This is a genomic window from Lacisediminihabitans sp. H27-G8, assembly GCF_046156175.1.
In the GTDB taxonomy this organism is placed as follows: Bacteria; Actinomycetota; Actinomycetes; order Actinomycetales; family Microbacteriaceae; genus Lacisediminihabitans.
This window is the reverse complement of the sequence record NZ_JAYLVL010000005.1, coordinates 42,214-59,194: the sequence shown is the minus strand read 5'-3', so window position 1 is coordinate 59,194 and position 16,981 is coordinate 42,214. Positions and strand designations below refer to the sequence as shown.

The following is a 16,981-nucleotide window of genomic DNA, read 5'->3' as shown; positions in this document are numbered from 1 at the left end:
CAGCCATTCTCTCCCCCGGCTGGGGGCGTTTGTGCGCCCGCACGCTCACACATTCGAATATGTGTTCTACTAAATCGATGGGAGACAACAAGCGCCACGGCGGTGGTATCGAGCGGCAGATAGAAGAAGCTGTAGTGCGTCCACGCCCTGTGGGGCTCACCGACGCTGAGCTTGACCTTCCACACCATCCGGTGACCGAGGCAGCTGCTCCGATTGCCGTGCGTGCGTATGTTCGCTTCCATGAGGCCGTTATCCGACCGGGTTGTGAAGCTATCGGCGCAGTGGAGTATTGCGGAGTGGACTATTGCGAATCTGGACTGGTTGTCTGGCGGGCTGCTGGGTAGGTCTGAAATTGTTCGCCTGCGAGCTCGGCCCAGCTGGATGCGGTGTTTGGTGCGATGCCGGCTGCGCCGGCGAGCACGGGGGTGGGAAGGTCTCTCGCGAGGGTGATGAGTGCGGCGTTTCGTGCATGTGTCGCATTGACGCCGAGCTTGGTCAACTGGTGCGAGAGTGCGCCAACGGTTGCGTGCGTTCCGGGGTGCTTTCCGGGAAAAAGCCATGGTCGGGTGACCGAGGAGGCACTGCTATCAGTGCCTCCGAGAAGCTCTTTGAGAAGCGGGATGAGCGGACGCGGCAGCGGGACTGGATGCGTGCCCAGGGCAACTTCCGTGTGTCCGTCTGGGAGGGTATGGATGGCGCCTTTGCTGAGTAGAACGAGTTTGCTGAGTTGCTGTCCGTAGAGCAGTACGAATAGGCCAGCGACACGTGCCGAGATACCGCCATCGGGTGAGGTGAGCAGCTGGTTGACTCGGTCCCATCGTTCCGCTTCAGACATGGTGATGTTCGGCGTGCCGTGTCGGTGGGCGGGAACGTCGACGTTGCCGCATCGACGGGTTCTGCGGGCCCAGTTCAGGTAACCGGCGAGCCAGGGGGTCGGGTTGCTATTAATGAATCGCTCGACGAGTGTTTGGGTGGCGTCGCCGAGGTCGGTGGCTTCAGTTCCGAGCCATTGATGAAATTTGTGGAGATCCCGCATGCGGCTGAGGGTGTGGCGCGTCGTGCTCGCGGTCAGCTCGGAGCGGCTCGATCGTTTCCGTAATCGGGGGAGAACTTCCCAGTTCATGTAGGCGCGAAGGGCGGGAGCGTCTGGTGTCTGGTCTGCGGCGAGGAACAGGGCGATTCGGCGCTCGAGCAGAGCGAGTTGCTCGTCCCGCTCATCGAGCGACCTGACTGTTCGTAGGCAGGCTCGGAGATGCTCGGCGGTGCGGCGGTCGCCGAGGTCATCAAGATCGTCGTGTGCGATGACCCGGTCCAGCTGTGAGAGGCGGCGAAGGTGCTCTCCGCCGCCGGGCTTACTCAGCCATCGGAGGGCACTCGAGGGCGTGATGACCGTGAGCAGGCTCGCCTGGAACTGGCGTGTCCAGGCGAGTTGAAGCGGGTGGGCAGGTTCAAACAGGCTGGTGAGGCGGTGGGTGAGTTCGCAGATCTGGCACCGGCGTCCGTAGGTCAGGTCCTCGCGCCCGCATTGCTCGCAGGCGTTTCGCAGGCCTCGCCCTGAGCAGCGCGCGCAGACGAGCATTTTGGGCGCGTTGGCGTCGTGGTAGGTGACGATTCGGAGCTGCTGGCACCGGGGGCAGATCGATGCCGTGCGCTTGGTGCGCATCCAACATCGGGAGCACCGCGGGGAGGCGCCGATGCGAGCGGTCACCGGCTCCAGTCCGCCGCAGTCTCCGCAAATCTCGCGAGGCGGGCAGTAGCACGCGGTGCAGATCCCACCCTCCGGGGTACGGACCGCCGGCGCAGCTAACTTGCCGCATTCGATACAGACCGTCTGCCTCGAGGGATGGAGTCGCGCACATGGCGCGCAGAGACGCTCGTTGTCGATCACAGCGGCGATAGACCGGCGGCGGCGGCACCGCGCGCAGTCCTCAACAGTTTCGTGGGTCCGACACGAGCGGCAGACAAAAAGGCCAGAACTGGAAGAACGCAGCAGCAGTCGCTCGAAGCCGCACGTCTGGCATCGGGGCAGGCGGGCGCCGGAAGCGGTGAGAGCGACGTTCAGTCGCTGCAACATGGCGGGCAAGTCGACGGTCGGGCTGGTTACAAAGCTCGGGTGCGCCTCTGCCTCTCGGGCCAGTCGGTCCAGCTTCGGTCGGCCGCGCATCGATTCAATTGCGGTCGTCACAAAGCTCTCGTCGACGCCGATCTCACCAAGGTCGTGAAGTTGAGCGGACAACACCGCGGTGAGACGCGAGATGCTTTCCGCGGAGCTCTCGCTCATTGATTGCCAGGACGTCGCAGGGTGGTTTTGGTGGGCGGCTGTGGGGGAGGAACAGTCGACCGCTTTCCGTTGGTCGCTGCGCGTCGGGGCGAGGCTGCTTCCTCGGCCGCGAGTGTGATGAGGTCGTTCGGGGTGCAGCTAAGGATTGAACACAGAGCTGCAAGCACCTCCATGTTGAGGCGCTGCGGCGTCTGGGTGACCAGGCGATAGACCTGCTCGCGCGAGAGGTGCACGCCGTGCTCTTTCAGCAGGGGGACGACGTGGGTGGTTTGGTAGATACCGTGCTCCGCGAGGAGGGTACGGAGATGCCAGCTGATATTGATCGTGGTGGTCATGTTGGAGATCCCATCTGGTTGATGCGGGACAGGGACTTCAGGATGAGACGTTGGCGGAAGTCGTCAGAGACGCCGGCGTATGTCTGTGTGGTCGCCGCGAACACGTGTCCGAGTTGTTGACGGAGGAACTCCATCGGGTAACCGAACTCGGTGAGATGCGTGACGTAGGAGTGGCGGAGCGAATGCGGCGTCAGATGGACGTCGAGCCCTGCGACCTCGCGGATATGGCTGAAACGACGGTCCCAGTAGCCCAAACCCATCTTGCCTCCGCGCTCGGACGGCCACAGTGCAGAATCCTCGATGCCGGCGTCCTGGCGATAGATGAGCCACTCCTGGAGAGAGGTGACGACCCAGTCGAGCTCCGGCACGGTCAGAACCGTCCGCCGCTTTGGTCCGGTCCCCCGAGAGCCCTTCGCGAATCGGACGTGCAGCGAACCAAATTGACCGTATGCCGCGGCCGCGGGATTGTGGTGAAGGTCGACCGGCTCCAGCATCACTAGCTCGCCCCGACGAAGCCCGTACGCATAGGTCACTCGCACCATGTAGGCATCGCGAAGTGCACTCACCGCGCCTTTCGTCCGGAGTCCCGCAGTCCGTGCAACCTCTTCGTCGGCAGCGTCGAACAGATGCTGAATCTCATCGAACGTGAACGGGCGCCGACCCGGTTTCCCCTCGTACTCCGCCAGGTGCGCGAGTGTGTTCGACTCATGGCAGATTTGATGAGGGCCCTCCCCGAAGCGCTTCTCGCACTCAAACACCCAACCGTACCGATTGTCGGTGACCATCCCGCAGAACGCACAAATCGCCCCGTGATATCGCCGGATAGTGCTTGGAGCCATACGGGACGTGCCCGACATCAGCTGGACCGTGAACTCCTCAACATCCGCCGCCATCCACTGCCATGGATAGGACCCGGCGAAGTCGCAGAAGCGACTGACCATCCGGACGCTCGATTCGATGGTCGACGACCCAACGCCGCGGCTACGTTGCTGACGCGCCCAGCCCTCCAACATCCCCCGCCAGACCGCATCGTGCTCGTCGAGATGCTGGACGCCGGGAACAAGAGCAAGCTGTGCAGATCCCGGAAGTGCAGCATTGCTCACACCCTGAGCGTAAACTTTAAGCAAGAAAGTTGCAATAGATGACTCAATAGACGTTCTCGGCCGCCTTCGACGTTCGCCGGATCGGAGCTGGATAGTCCTCGATGCGCGACACAAGCACACTCATGCTCCCCGAATTCGCGGCAATCGAGCCCCGTCCTCTCAGCGACGGTACGCATGCCCGTCAATAGCCGCTTATAAATGCCACAGGAACTTCGACCCCACTGCAAGTCGCTAAGCAGGATCCATAGAAACAGCGCGTTGCATCTAATGCAATAGGACATGGTTGATCGCCTGGACCGATCGTGCCGTGAAGATCCGCTGGACGATGTATAACGGAACACCGCGCGAGGTGTGGGTATGGGCGTCTGCTGTGGAGCGGCGGGGGAGTGCCTAGCCACCGCACGTGCAGGCCGGTACGGTCGTAACCATGTGTGGCAGATTCGCTATGACGAAAGAGACCGACGAGCTCATCACCGAGTTCGTCGCCGAGGGCGGCGATTTCCGCAACTGGCGTCCGTCCTACAACCTCGCCCCGACCCAAACGATCCCCGTGCTGCTCGAGGCCGCGAAAGGCGGTGCCGAGGTGGTGCGGCGGCTCGAGCCGGCCCGCTGGTCACTGGTGCCCACCTGGTCAAAGACCCTCAAGCTGAAGTACCCCACCTTCAATGCGCGTTCCGAAGATCTCGCCTCGAAAGCGACCTGGAAAGGGCCGCTGAAAGCACATCGCGCCCTGGTGCCGGCGACTGGGTATTTCGAATGGCAGACCTTCGCGGATGGGACGAAAGTGCCGCACTTCATCCACCATCCGGCCGGCGAACAGCTGATGCTCGCCGGGTTGTACTCCTGGTGGAGAGACCACACCGTAACCGATGAGGATCCGAACGCGTGGACGCTCACCGCAACGATCCTGACCTCCGGCGCGGTCGACGAGCTACTTCACATCCACGACCGCAACCCGGTAATGCTCCCCGAAGAGTGGTGGGACCAGTGGTTAGATCCTGCTGTCGAGGGCACGCAGGAGCTGGTCGACGCCGCTGTGACGGCCGCCCTGCCTGTCGCAAATGCGCTTGAGGTGTACGAAGTCGCACCGATACCGTTTCGGGGCAACGGTCCAGCTCTCATCGAACCCGTCATGGCACTCGAGGGGACCGAGGACTGGCTCAGCACGGAAACCTGATCGACCGAAACTGATCGCTACCGAGCGCTTGGCGGGACGTCCGTGCGAGGCCAGAAACGATTTCGGGGTGACGTCGGGATCCCGGAACCTCGGTCGCGGGTATTCCTTGTTTGTGAAAGCCGCCGCGAGTGGCTACGGTGTCGTTCCTTCGTCGTTCGGATCCTCAGAGAGCAACAGGCCGAGGCTGCTCTCCGCTATGGCTCTCCGCGCATCTGCCCGTATCTCGGGATCATCCGAGTAGGCCCGTTTTCTCAAGAGGTCGAGCGCCGGTTCGATCACGCCCCTGTCGAGGATTTCTTGTCGAACGAGGTTCGGGGGCGAGGAGTCGAGAACACTCATTGCCCAGTCCGATTTTTCGGCCTCGGTCATGTTGTCGAGGTCGGGCAGCTCGTCGTCGTCCATGCATTGAGCCTAGGGACCACTAGTCGGGACCTCGGGCTTGGATCGTAAACTCCTCCCATGCCTGAGCACCAGATGAAGCCCCTACGAAAGGGTGTCCGGCTAGGTATGTGGTCCCCCCGAGGCTGTTTCGTACCCTTCGGGACACTCGTATTCGCCACCGACGGCGGCGTGATCGTCGCGCCCGTAGAAGTGCAGGGCGCACGATGGCGGTACGGAGAACTGCAAGCAAACGTCGTACCGGACCGAGGCTCGTACTCGGAGGTATCTGTGCGACCCAAGCTGCATTACCACCAAACCGGACGAGTCGCCGCGAGCCTGTCCGGCGTGCGGATCCCAAAACGAATCGCTCAGTACCCGCCCCTGAAAGATTTGTCGCGTGCGCAGATCCTCGGCTTGACTGCCACACGGCCTTGGGAACTGCCATCCTTCGAGGAGTCTCGTGTCGGGGACGTAGGCACACGGGAGAAGCAGTGGCCTCAACGGGTTGGTTGGTCAATTGCAATCCTTGACCACCCGACAGTTGACCAAAGCCGCGCGGTTCTCAGCCTGGGCAACAGGGGGCTGATCGGCGGCGATAAGCAACGGGTCGTGTTCGATCTGAGCGAGTTTGGCCGCGCCGCGCTGCTGGTGGCTCGAGTTCATTTGCAGTACGAAAGCAGTCTTGACGTCCAACCGTCGGTCACAGCTGCGGCCTACCCGGCAGTCAAACGGGGAGTTCCGGATCATGCCTACGTACTGTGGTCGTCGACAGCGAGAAACCCGGTCCTCGCCTACGAAAGCGCAGACGAGTTCATCACTTTGGACGACCTGAACGACTTCTCCCGATTCATGCCAGTCAGGACCGGCACACTCGGACAGTATCGACACTGACTCACATGCCCTATGCGAGCAAATACCAACCTCTCCGAGTGCGCGTCGGACCGTCCGGCAGAGCATCCACAGTTTCCTGACGCAGTGCCCCAATGAGTGATCGTCTACCGGAAAGTCATAAACGATCGTTTATCACCAGGTCTTCGCCGGCAAAGCTGACCCCCGTTTTTCCCGGGGTCTTCAGCAGTGGAGTTGATCGGTAAGTAGCGGTGTTCTGTGATCGCTCGGTGTCGCGGTCGGCATCAGATCTGTCTTGGATCGCATGGGTGGTCTCAGGCGGTCGTCGCAACAGGTGGTTCTGGTGGGTTCGAGAGTAGCTTCTCGAGAGCGGCGGCGGGGGTGGTTCCATCGAGGGTTTTCCGGGGTCGCTGGTTGAGTTCGGTAGCGACCTCGAGAAGGCGTTCCGGGCCGAGAGCGTTGAGGTCAGTGCCCTTCGGGAAATATTGCCTCAGCAGGCCATTCGTATTCTCGTTGGATCCGCGTTGCCAGGGCGAGTGTGGGTCGCAGAAGTAGATCGCCATGTCGGGGGCAAGGGTGACGTCGCGGTGTCGGGCCATCTCGGTGCCCTGGTCCCAGGTAAACGACCGGCGCAGATGTGTAGGCAGAGTCGCGATCGTGGCGACGAGGCCGTCGCGGACGTTCTCGGCGCTGTGGCCGTTAGGCAGGTGCACGAGCATCACGTAGCGGGTTGTTCGCTCGACGAGAGTTCCGATCGCCGAGCCTGACGCTGACCCGATGATGAGGTCTCTTTCCCAATGCCCGGGAATGGCTCGGTCGGCGGCTTCGGCAGGGCGTTCGCTGATCAGGATCTTGTCGCGAATCTTTCCCTTCGGGTTGAACCGCTGAGCCCGCGGACGCCGGGCAGCACGCCCGGTGCGGACGTGTTTGTAGAGGTCAGCGCGCGGGTGCCCGCGGCCCTGAACGAACAAGCTCTGATAGATCGTCTCGTGGGTCACCTGCATCTCCGGCCGGTCAGGGAACGATCGGGCGAGGTCGTCGCTGATCTGTTCAGGACTCCAATTCTTCACCAGCCGCTCTTCGACCGCGGCCGCCAAGACCGGATCATCGAGCCGCCACGACTTCGGTCGACGCGCCCGCTCGTCACACCGTTTCTGCGCTGCATAGGGCCGGTAGGCACCGATGTTCGGGCGACTATTTCGGCGCAACTCCCGCGAGATCGTCGACGGAGACCGGCCGAGCTCGCGGGCGATTTCCCTCACACCAGCGCCAGTGATGCGCAGGTCAGCGATCCGCAGCCGGTCATCCTGCTCGAGGTAACGACCCGACCTCGGTCGCTCCGGGACCGGTATTCGTCCGCTCGCTGCTTTGATCCATCGATACCCCTGGCTTCGGTCCACCCCGAGAGCCTCACACGCTGTCGACGACGAAAGTCCCTCGATGATCAATTCCCAGAAACGAGACTGACGATCCTTCTGAACCTGGCTTGCAGGCATGCGCAACACTCCATATCGATGAGGTGTTGCGACGACCGGCTGAGACCGCCCTAGGGTTACGAGACGTCTCGTCGGCTCGGGCTCTTGTCGCTTGCACAACGATTTCGAGCGCGCGCCGGCAAATTGTTGCGCAAGCTCAGCTTCGGGCCGTCAGCGTGCTAGATCCACCCGTCGCACGAACCGACACTGCCACAGACCCTCTATGCCTTTCGGGCCTCTGCATAATCGATCGCAGCATTCCCGTCTGTCTCGGGGTTCCCACTGTGATGTTGACGGTCTACCCGCCCTCGGTGAGGACAAGGTAGCTGGGAACGTCGAGGTGCTCATTGCGGAAGTATTGGAGCGATTGTTCCAGCGTCGGTACGGCTACATCGAAGCCGTCGTCACTCATGCTCAGCAGCTCCCGCATGATCGATGGCGCGGAGAAGATGACATCTCACCCTTTAAAGGGCAGGGACAACATACAGGTCTACCGGCGCTGCTGGGTGCGCGACTAATTTCGTCTAACCATCGCCAACCGGCGAGGGTCACCGCGTTGACATGTCTCTGTGCTGGGCGAGCGCCTCGCCCTCACTTGAAGTTGCTCGACGGCAGCTCAGTCGCGCGTCGACCCACGCACTTTCAGATCGCACGGGATCAGTCGGATTCCGGGTTCGACGGCCTCACCGCGGATGGAGGCGAGCACCAGTTCCCCCGCGGTTCGCCCCATTTCGATCAGCGGCAGCGCGACTGTGGTGAGGGGCGGTCGCTGGTGCACCGCCAGCGAGCGATCGTCGAAGCCGATGACCTGGAGTTGGTCGGGCACGTGCACGTCCGCGTCGACGAGCGCGGCGAGCGCACCGGTTGCCAGGTCGTCACTGCCGCAGAAGACGGCATCGAGGGGCGAAGCCGTTCGAAGCAGCTCCACCATCTCGGAGTATGCGTCCTCCGGCTGCCAGGTCAGTGACGACCGCACGAGGGTCTGGTCGAACATGATCCCCGCGGCCTCCAGCGCACGGCGGTATCCGCGCAGGCGATCGCGCGTAGCCTCCCACGCCGGCGGTCCGTTGAGGAACGCGATCCTACTGGCGCCGTTCGAGACCAGGTGGTCGACGGCAAGGCGCGCGCCGCCCTCGTCGTCGGGGAGCACGGAGGGGATCGTGGGGTCGCCGTATTCGTAGAGGTACACGACCGGCACACTGCCAGGGATGTGCACCGAGGGATTCGGGCGCGCGCCGACCCGGTTGCCCGACATGAAGATGAGCGCGTCCACCTGCTTGTCGAGGAGCCGGGTGAGCTGTGAGCGCTCCCGTTCCGGGTCGCCGTAGGTGTTGCAGAGCAGAACACCCATGCCCGCGGTCCAGGCCGCTTCTTCCACCCCGCGCATCATCGCGTTGGTGAAGACGCCTTCAAGGTCGTCCGTGACGATGGCGATCGTGTCGCTGCGATGGGTGCGCAACCCCCGCGCGACCGTGTTGGGGCGGAATCCCATGGACTCGATGGCCTCGAGCACCCGTTGCCTGACCTCGGGACCGACATCCGGACGGTCGTTGACCACCTTCGACACCGTGGATACCGCGACGCCGACCCGCTGGGCTACGTCTTTCAGGGTGATGCGGGCGTCGACAGCCTCTGGCTTAGTAGCCACGATCGACCTCGATTCGGTTGGTGATAGCAACGTGGAGAACGGAATTACGAAATCGTTATTTGACATTGTGCCATCGTTTGTGAGTAACTCTATTCACGACCTTACGGGAACGATTTCGTAATTTATTCGAAGGATACGATTCTGATGGCGACGGTGCCACTGCCCCCGGGCGCAGGAACGCGAAGTCGCGTGCCGCGCCGTCGGGGTGGGCCGCTTCGGCAGCGTCAACTTGCGGGAGTGCTCTACGTGCTCCCGGCCATCGCACTCGTCGCTGTGCTGTTCGTGGCGCCGACCATCTGGACGATCGTCGTCTCGTTCTTCAAGTACTCCCTTCTCGGCAACCTCAGCTTCATCGGCGTCGCCAACTATGCGCGCGCTTTCACCGACGCCTCGCTGCTCAAGGCCCTCGGATTTACGACGCTCTACACGGTCATCGTCACGGTCGTGCTATTCGTCGTCGGATTCGGCCTCGCGCTTCTCGTGTCGTCCAAGCGCCGCGGCATTCCCGTCTTCCGCACGATCTTCGTGGTGCCGGTGGTGATCGGTTTCGCTACCGCCAGCTACGTGACCCTCTGGATCCTTGACGGGCGCATCGGTGTGGTGAACGACGTGCTCACCCGGCTCGGCCTCATCCACGCCCCCATCTCGTGGTTCGGCAACTTCGGACTCGCTCTCACCGTGGTCATCATCATGGTGGTCTGGAAGACGGTCGGGCTCACGATGCTCCTGCTCATGTCGGGCATGAACGCCATCCCGAGCGACCTGTACGAGGCCGCAGAGCTTGACGGTGCCGGATGGTGGACGAAGCTCTTCGGCGTGACCATCCCGCTGCTGCGCCCGACCATCGCGTTGGTACTCATCCTTACCGTGATCAGCAGCTACCTCGCCTTCGACCAGTTCTTCATCCTCACGCAGGGCGGCCCGGACAGTTCGACTGTGACGGTCGTCTACCTGATCTACCGGGCTGGCTTCATCGACTTCGACCTCGGCTACGCCTCAGCACTCTCGGTGATCCTCATGGTCATCCTGCTGCTACTCACCATCCTGCAGTTCCGCGTACTGAGACGGGGGAACGACTGATGGCCCGTACGCGCTCGATAAGCCGCGGATTCTTCCGCTCGGCGACGTTCTATATCTGCGCCGGCATCCTCGCCATCTTGTTCATCTCGCCACTGGCGTGGTTGTTTCTCAGCTCATTCAAGACCTCCGCCGAATTCGCCCAGGTGCCGCCCACCTTCCTGCCGCACTCGTTCAGCACCGAGAACTACCAGTCGCTGGCGGATGCCGGCATCTGGGGGTACGTGCTCAACAGCATCGGCGCGTCCATAGGCACAGTGCTGCTCGCCACGGTACTGAGCGTGCTGGCCGGGTACGGATTCTCCCGGTTCCGTTTCCCCGGAAGCAGCGTGCTCTTCGTACTGCTGCTAAGCACACTGATGATCCCGTTCCAGTCGATCATCCCAGCGCTCTACGCGATCCTCAGCGGTGCACACCTCACCAACACGATCCTCGGTCTTGTGCTCGTATACACGAGCTTCGTGCTTCCCTTCGGTGTCTTCACTATGCGCGCCGCCTTCCAGGCGATCCCGCTCGGGATCGAGGAGGCCGCGATCATGGACGGAGCAAGCACGTTCACGACGCTGCGGTCGGTCATGGCCCCAATGGTCGTGCCCGGCATCGCCACGGTCGCGATCTACGCCTTCTTCAACGCATGGAACGAGTTCCTCGCGGCGCTCATTTTCACCACCCGGCAGGAGTCGTTCACGCTTCCCGTCGCCCTCGCGAACCTGCAGTCGGGAGCGTTCGGGACCCTGGATTGGGGCGTTCTCGAGTCCGGCGCGATCGTCTCCGCGGTGCCCTGCATCATCGTCTTTCTCCTGCTTCAGCGTTATTACGTCGCCGGCCTCACCGCCGGGGCGGTCAAAGAGTGACCCGTCACACCGTCCGCATCACATCCACGCTCAGAGAAGAGCACCCACTCAACGAAAGGCACCTCATGAATTCCAGGAAAGCGTCCCGCCGTCTCGCCGTAGTCGGCCTGCTGGCGACAACAGCGCTGGCGCTGTCGGCCTGTGCAAGCTCAGCCACCCCGACGGCCACCGAGGGCACGGGACCTGCCACCCTGTGGGTGCGCGCCAACGATGCCCCGCTCGACAAGTCGCTCGTGGCCCAGTGGAACAAGGATCACCCCAAGCAGAAGATCTCGCTCGTCGCGATTCCCGATGCGCAGTACGTGCAGAAGTTCGTGCAGGGCGTACAGTCCGGCGATACCCCGGACATCGCCGTCGTCGACATCGCGAACGCCCAAGCGCTCGTGACCCAGGGCCTGCTCTCCGACATCACGTCCAAGGTAAAGGGCCTCTCCTATGAGAAGGAGCTCGCCCCCGCCGCGGTGGACATCGCCAGCAGCAAGGGCAAGATATACGGCGTCCCCCACCAGCTCGACGTCTCACTTCTCTACTACAACCCAACGCTGTTCAAGGCGGCCGGCATCGATGGACCGCCCACAAGTTCGGCCGAGATCCTGGCCGACGCCCGCAAGGTGACAGCCCTCGGCACCGACACCTACGGCTTCTACTTCGCCGGCAACTGCGCGGGCTGCAACGCATACACGACGCTCCCGTTCATCTGGGCCGACGGGGGCGACATCCTCAACAAAGCTGGCACCGCCGCGACGCTGGATGACCCGGCCGTCGCCAAATCAATGAACCTTCTCAAGTCGATGTGGGACGAGAAACTCATGCCGCCGACGGCGAAAGACGAGAACGGCGCCACCTGGATCACCGCATTCCAATCGAACAAAATTGGCATGGTCGCGCTCGGGAGCTTCGGCATCGGCATCTACGGTGCCAAGGGAGGCCCCGACTTCGACGTGACCGGCATTCCCGGCGCGAAGGGCAAGACCTCCGCCTTCCTCGGTGGTGACGTCGTCGGGATCCCGACCAACGCCAAGAACAAGGGCACCGCGTGGCAGTTCATCCAGTGGAGCATGTCCAAGAGCGCGCAGACGAACATCGTCGCCAAGGCCGGATCGCTCGTCGTGCGCTCCGACCTCGTCGACAACCCCGTCACCGCGGCAGAGCCGCGCCGGGTCACCGCGAACAAGCTGATCTCGGTGGCCGAGGTGCCGAAAACGGCCAAGTACAACTCGGTCTTCATCGACTCGACCGGTCCGTTCCTGCAGTTCATCCGCTCATGGGTATTCGAAGGCCAGGGTGACGGCGCCATCGCGTCCACCAAGAGCGCGTTCGACGACCGACTGAAGAACTAGCCCACCGGCCCCGACCACCCCCGTTACAGGAGAGACCTCATGATGGACCTCAGCTTCCGCTGGCCGCACCCGCGCTACAGCACGGCGATCGGCGAGCTCAGCTTCCGACTCCACACCTTCGAGAACGTGTACGGCATCGACCCGGCGCTCACCAGCGTCGAGGTGAGCGCCGACGGCTCGATGGTGGTGGACGCGCGGGGTCTCTCCTGGGCGGGCGGGCAGGCCACGGCGCCCGGCACCCTTCGTGCGTCCATCACACCCACGGCGCGCGGGGTACGGGTGGAGGTCAGCGGCGAGCACGCCGACGGCATCCGCAGCATCGGTGTCACCGTTCACGACCTTCCGACCTCGGCAGTCTCGGGGGTGCGTGAGGATGCACTCGAGGTGCCGCCTACTGGCCGCATCCTCTCGTACCCAAACGGCTGGTTCGACCTGTCGAGCCCCTCATTCATCATCGGAGACGCCCTCGCCGTGCGCTCCATCGACGGGCAACCGCGACCCAAGACGTTCGCCTTTATCCCCCACTTCGACGATGCGGCGATCATGGACGTCGACCTACTCGTGGAGGCGGACGCCACACATCCGTCGGCCGCGTTCGACGCTCCGGGATGGGTAATCGAGCCGCCCCGGGATGTCGCGGCCTTCGTGACCGAGCACCGGGAGCACATCGCCCGCGCCTACCCCACCGACACGTGGGAGCATCGCAGCGACGTGCCCGAGTGGATGCGCGAGAAGTCGCTCGTGCTCACCCTGCACGGCAAGCACTTCACCGGCCGCACCTTCCTCGACTACAGCGCAATGCTGGACGTCATCCGCCAGGTCGCCCGGCAGATCGATGGATCCCGTGTGCTCGCCTACCTCCCCGGCTGGGAGGGGCGTTACTACCGGTGGTACGGAAGATACGACGTCGATCCCGCGCTCGGCGGCGAAGAAGGATTCCGCCGCCTCGTCGACGAGTCCCGCGAGCTCGGCGTGCACGTCATGCCGATGTTCGGCGCCAACATCGCCTCTCGCGACGTGCCCGGCTTCGAGCGTTGGGGCGAGCCGGGCATCGTGCGCCGGGCGAGCGGGCTCATGGACGCCGGATCGGTCGACTGGGACGGCTCCCGCCACTACGACCACGGGTCCGGCGCAATGATCAACCCCGCTTTCGCGCCCTGGCGTGCGCACCTGGTCGAGCAGATCGGATCGCTCCACGAACGTTTCGGCTTCGACGCGACCTTCCTCGACATCACCGCCATGCACTCTAACGACCCGAACGGCGACACCACCGAGGGACTGCGAAGCTTGGCGGGGGATATCCTCCGCGCGATCCCCGGCCACCTCATCGCGGGCGAGGCCTGGTTCGACGCCCTCAGCAGCATCATCCCGCTCGTGCAGACGGGGCACCATGACACGGTGCCCGTGTACCACGACCTGCCCGACGATCAGCTCTTCACCCGTACGAACCGCTCCTTCGGGCACGTCTGCCTCGGAGACCCGGCGCACGGCTCATCCGGCGTCCACGAAGCCGGGTATGTGTCCGCGTGGCGCCTGCCGGTACGGCGCGGCGTGATCCCGACGATGGGCGTAGTCGAGGACACCCTCGCACTCGCCCCCGATCGCGTCTCGCAGATCATCAGCGACGCCCGCGAGTACGCCGAGCTGTATCTCGAGTCCGAGTCCGCCCGCACGTTCTGACAATCCACCCACCGATCTCAACGAGGAGTTCTCAATGGTGAAATATCGACCCGCCTGGGCGATCGCGGCAGTTGTCGCGATCGGGGTAGCAGGAATAGTCACCGTGTCGGAGGTCGCGCCACCGGCGCACGCGGCCACGCTTACGATCTCGAAGGCGAGCTATCTCGACAAGACGCTCGCGGGCATCCTTGGGCAGGTCGGTGGTGTGACGTCGGGCTACGAGTATGCGAGCGAAAATCCGTACCCGACCGACGCCTGCTTCTCGCCGGCCTCCGGACCGTACTCGGGCGACGCGCCGGCCAGCTGCTGGACCCCCAACGGCTACCCGGGCTATGACCGCGTCGGGCTGCCCAACTTCGCCAGCAACGAGGTCGGAAGTGACGATGACTATCACATCGATTTCTTCGACCAGCTCATCCTGGGCGATCACGGGCCGAATGTCAGCTATCAGGACATCAAGGACGAGTGGGTGGCCCACAACATCGGCGACTGGGGTCCGGGAGGCGTGGCGAACGACCTGATGCGCAATGCGGGCTACCTCCCGCCCTTCACGGGCCAAGCCGAATACGACCAGTATTACTGGCTGACGGAGGGCTACATCGAGAACGACACCGTTGGCATGGTCGCCCCCGGAATGCCTTCGACCGCCCGGGACCTGACGGGCAAGTTCGCGTCGGTCACCACCGAGTTCGACTCGATCACGTGGGCCAAGCTGTACGGCACCATGTACTCGCTCGGCTACTTCGCCACCGACGCGCGTACGGTGCTCGCGGACGCGTCCGTCGTGCTGCCCAGGAACAGCTGGCCCTACCAGATCTACCAGAAGGCCGTCGCGCTCCACAATCAGAACACGACCGACTGGCGCTGGGCGCAGGGTCAGCTGCTCTCCTTCGTGCGCAACGTCTACGGCCAGGACAACGTGCAGGCGATCCCCGACCGCAACAATGGCTCGATGATCCTGTCGATCCTCTACGGCAACAATGACTATCTGACCACGCTCAAGATCGCCTCGCTGATCGGCAACGATGCGGACTGCACCGCGTCGGGAGTTGCCGGCTTGATGGGCATCATCAAAGGCATGGCGGGCACGCCCCAGCCATTTAAGGACAAGATCTACCAGAATGGCGCGGGTCGATATATCAATGACCTAACGACCGGCTTCCCGCCGAATATCAAGTCCGGTTATCCAACGAGCCAGTCCTGGGACTCGATCGCCGCGCTCTACCGAAGCAATGCCGCAGCACAGATCGTAGCCAACGGCGGATCGCAGGACTCGACGAACTTCTACGTCAACGCGCAAACAGTGCTGCCCGAGAAGACGGTCCTCGTCGACAACTACGACTTCGAGCAGGGCACTCTTGCCGGCTGGACGGCGTGGACGTCGGCGCCCGACACCGGCTCTCCCAACGTGTTCGCCGAGAGCAACGGCACGGCGTTGTCCGGCGCATGGAAGGGAACCGTCGTCACCGACTCGGCCATCGACCAGGCCCGACTCTCGACCCAGCTAAGGGGGCTCCAAGCCGGGGCCACTTATCGCGTCAGCGCGTTCATACAGAGCGACCAGGTGGCCGCCCTCTACGCGAGCAACTTCGGCGGATCCGAGTTGGATGCCAGCGTGGTTGGCTCCTACGCAAACTCCGGCAAGCAGTGGGTTAACCGATCCATCGAGTTCACACCTACGGGATCTACAGCCGAGGTCGGCCTCTACATGCCGTCTGGACCGGACGGATTCGGCGCCATCGACGATCTCAGCGTTCAGCAGATCTCGACGCCCAGCGCGACGGTCTACCAGGCAGAGGCCGCTTCGATCAGCGGGGGCGACATCCGCACCGCGACGAGCGCGTCCGGTGGCAGCTATGTCGGCGGACTCGACGACACAGGCAACTACGTGTTGTTCACAGTGACCGCGCCTGCGGCCGGCGAGTATCGCGCGGCGATCAACTTTGCCAACGCGACGACGGGCACCAGTACGCTTGCGATGGCAGTGAACGGCGCGAGCAAGGCCACCGTGCCCTTCCCGCGAACGCCCGCCTGGGGCACGTTCTCCCGCAACATCGTGAACGTACCGGTAGTGCTCGCGGCCGGGACAAACACGATCCGTCTCACTAGACCGGCCAACGGCGGATTCGTCGAACTGGACGCCCTGACGCTGTCCACAGCGCCGACGCCCGTCTACGGCGCAATAACCGACATCGCCGTCGGCAACGCCGGTTTCGAGACCGCCGGGGTGGCGCAGACACCCGCCAACTGGACCACGTGGCCGGGTACCGCGGGCACCGACGCCGACGCCGACTTCGTCGAGACGGGCGGATTCGAGGGAACGAACCGGCTGACCCAGTACAAGGCGGCCACTTACGAGGTGTATTCGGGCCAGACGCTTACCGGTCTGACCAACGGCACGTACACGCTCACGGCCTGGGCCACCGGCGGCGGCGGGCAGACCCAGGCATTCCTCTCGGCGAAGGGCTACGGATCGAGCGTGCCCGAGTTGACCGCTCGCACCCCTGGGCTCGGCTTCCCGCAGTGGCGGCGCATCTCGATCAGCGGCATCGTCGTGACCAACGGCACGCTCCAGCTCGGTGCGTACTCGAAGGCGTCCTCCGGTCAGTGGTCGTCGTACGACGGGTTCCAGCTGTGGAGGCAGTGACATCGTTTGCAACGATGCTGAACACTTCGCTGTGGAGTTGATCGGTTAGTGGCGGTGTTCTGCGGTTACTCGGCGGCGCGAATAGAGGCGGGAACGTCTTGGATCGCATGTGTTACGAGGCGTCTCGTCGGCTC

Annotated in this window: 13 protein-coding genes; 7 read left to right on the top strand and 6 right to left on the bottom strand. The window is 63.4% G+C overall.

Annotation, left to right across the window (positions count from 1 at the left end; translation table 11 throughout):
• Nucleotides 1–301: 301 nt before the first annotated feature.
• Genes VLI63_RS15265 through VLI63_RS15255 form a run of 3 tightly spaced genes read right to left on the bottom strand, consistent with a single transcriptional unit; the run spans nucleotide 302 to nucleotide 3,719 of the window.
• Nucleotides 302–2,281 (bottom strand): hypothetical protein, encoded by a 1,980-nt coding sequence (locus VLI63_RS15265; RefSeq protein WP_409157719.1) that lies wholly within the window; start codon nucleotides 2,279–2,281, stop codon nucleotides 302–304.
• A complete protein-coding gene (locus VLI63_RS15260) occupies nucleotides 2,278–2,616 on the bottom strand; it encodes a helix-turn-helix domain-containing protein (protein WP_409157718.1) in 339 nt (112 codons plus the stop codon). Before VLI63_RS15260 ends, VLI63_RS15265 begins: the two co-directional genes overlap by 4 nt.
• Nucleotides 2,613–3,719, bottom strand: a complete 1,107-nt coding sequence (locus tag VLI63_RS15255) for a tyrosine-type recombinase/integrase (RefSeq protein ID WP_409157717.1) — start codon at nucleotides 3,717–3,719, stop codon at nucleotides 2,613–2,615. The genes VLI63_RS15260 and VLI63_RS15255 overlap by 4 nt, the downstream gene beginning before the upstream one ends.
• A 427-nt stretch (nucleotides 3,720–4,146) precedes the next feature.
• Here VLI63_RS15255 and VLI63_RS15250 point away from each other — a divergent pair, with 427 nt between their 5' ends.
• Nucleotides 4,147–4,896 (top strand): SOS response-associated peptidase, encoded by a 750-nt coding sequence (locus tag VLI63_RS15250; protein WP_409157716.1) that lies wholly within the window; start codon nucleotides 4,147–4,149, stop codon nucleotides 4,894–4,896.
• A 132-nt stretch (nucleotides 4,897–5,028) separates the two neighbouring features.
• Here VLI63_RS15250 and VLI63_RS15245 read toward each other — a convergent pair whose 3' ends face one another.
• On the bottom strand, nucleotides 5,029–5,298 hold the full coding sequence (locus VLI63_RS15245; protein WP_409157715.1) for a hypothetical protein: 270 nt from the start codon (nucleotides 5,296–5,298) through the stop codon (nucleotides 5,029–5,031).
• A gap of 267 nt (nucleotides 5,299–5,565) precedes the next feature.
• On the opposite strand from VLI63_RS15245, the gene VLI63_RS15240 reads away from it, so the two are divergent.
• Nucleotides 5,566–6,168, top strand: a complete 603-nt coding sequence (locus VLI63_RS15240) for a hypothetical protein (protein ID WP_409157714.1) — start codon at nucleotides 5,566–5,568, stop codon at nucleotides 6,166–6,168.
• 272 nt (nucleotides 6,169–6,440) lie between these two features.
• Here the strand turns inward: VLI63_RS15240 and VLI63_RS15235 are convergent, their stop codons facing one another.
• Nucleotides 6,441–7,622 carry an IS30 family transposase gene (locus VLI63_RS15235; RefSeq protein WP_409157713.1) on the bottom strand — a complete coding sequence of 394 codons (1,182 nt, stop codon included), beginning with the start codon at nucleotides 7,620–7,622 and terminating at the stop codon, nucleotides 6,441–6,443.
• Nucleotides 7,623–8,217: 595 nt separating this feature from the next.
• Nucleotides 8,218–9,249, bottom strand: a complete 1,032-nt coding sequence (locus VLI63_RS15230) for a LacI family DNA-binding transcriptional regulator (protein ID WP_409157712.1) — start codon at nucleotides 9,247–9,249, stop codon at nucleotides 8,218–8,220.
• A gap of 144 nt (nucleotides 9,250–9,393) precedes the next feature.
• Between VLI63_RS15230 and VLI63_RS15225 the strand changes: the two genes are divergently transcribed.
• The 5 genes from VLI63_RS15225 (at nucleotide 9,394) to VLI63_RS15205 (ending at nucleotide 16,847) form a co-directional block, all read left to right on the top strand.
• A complete protein-coding gene (locus VLI63_RS15225; protein ID WP_409157711.1) occupies nucleotides 9,394–10,329 on the top strand; it encodes a carbohydrate ABC transporter permease in 936 nt (311 codons plus the stop codon).
• Complete coding sequence (locus VLI63_RS15220; RefSeq protein WP_409157710.1) at nucleotides 10,329–11,180, top strand: carbohydrate ABC transporter permease; 852 nt, start codon at nucleotides 10,329–10,331, stop codon at nucleotides 11,178–11,180. Before VLI63_RS15225 ends, VLI63_RS15220 begins: the two co-directional genes overlap by 1 nt.
• Nucleotides 11,181–11,245: 65 nt before the next feature.
• Complete coding sequence (locus VLI63_RS15215; protein ID WP_409157709.1) at nucleotides 11,246–12,520, top strand: ABC transporter substrate-binding protein; 1,275 nt, start codon at nucleotides 11,246–11,248, stop codon at nucleotides 12,518–12,520.
• A 39-nt stretch (nucleotides 12,521–12,559) separates the two neighbouring features.
• Nucleotides 12,560–14,200, top strand: a complete 1,641-nt coding sequence (locus VLI63_RS15210) for a hypothetical protein (protein ID WP_409157708.1) — start codon at nucleotides 12,560–12,562, stop codon at nucleotides 14,198–14,200.
• Between the two features lie 34 nt (nucleotides 14,201–14,234).
• Complete coding sequence (locus VLI63_RS15205; RefSeq protein WP_409157707.1) at nucleotides 14,235–16,847, top strand: CBM35 domain-containing protein; 2,613 nt, start codon at nucleotides 14,235–14,237, stop codon at nucleotides 16,845–16,847.
• The last annotated feature ends 134 nt before the right edge of the window (nucleotides 16,848–16,981 follow it).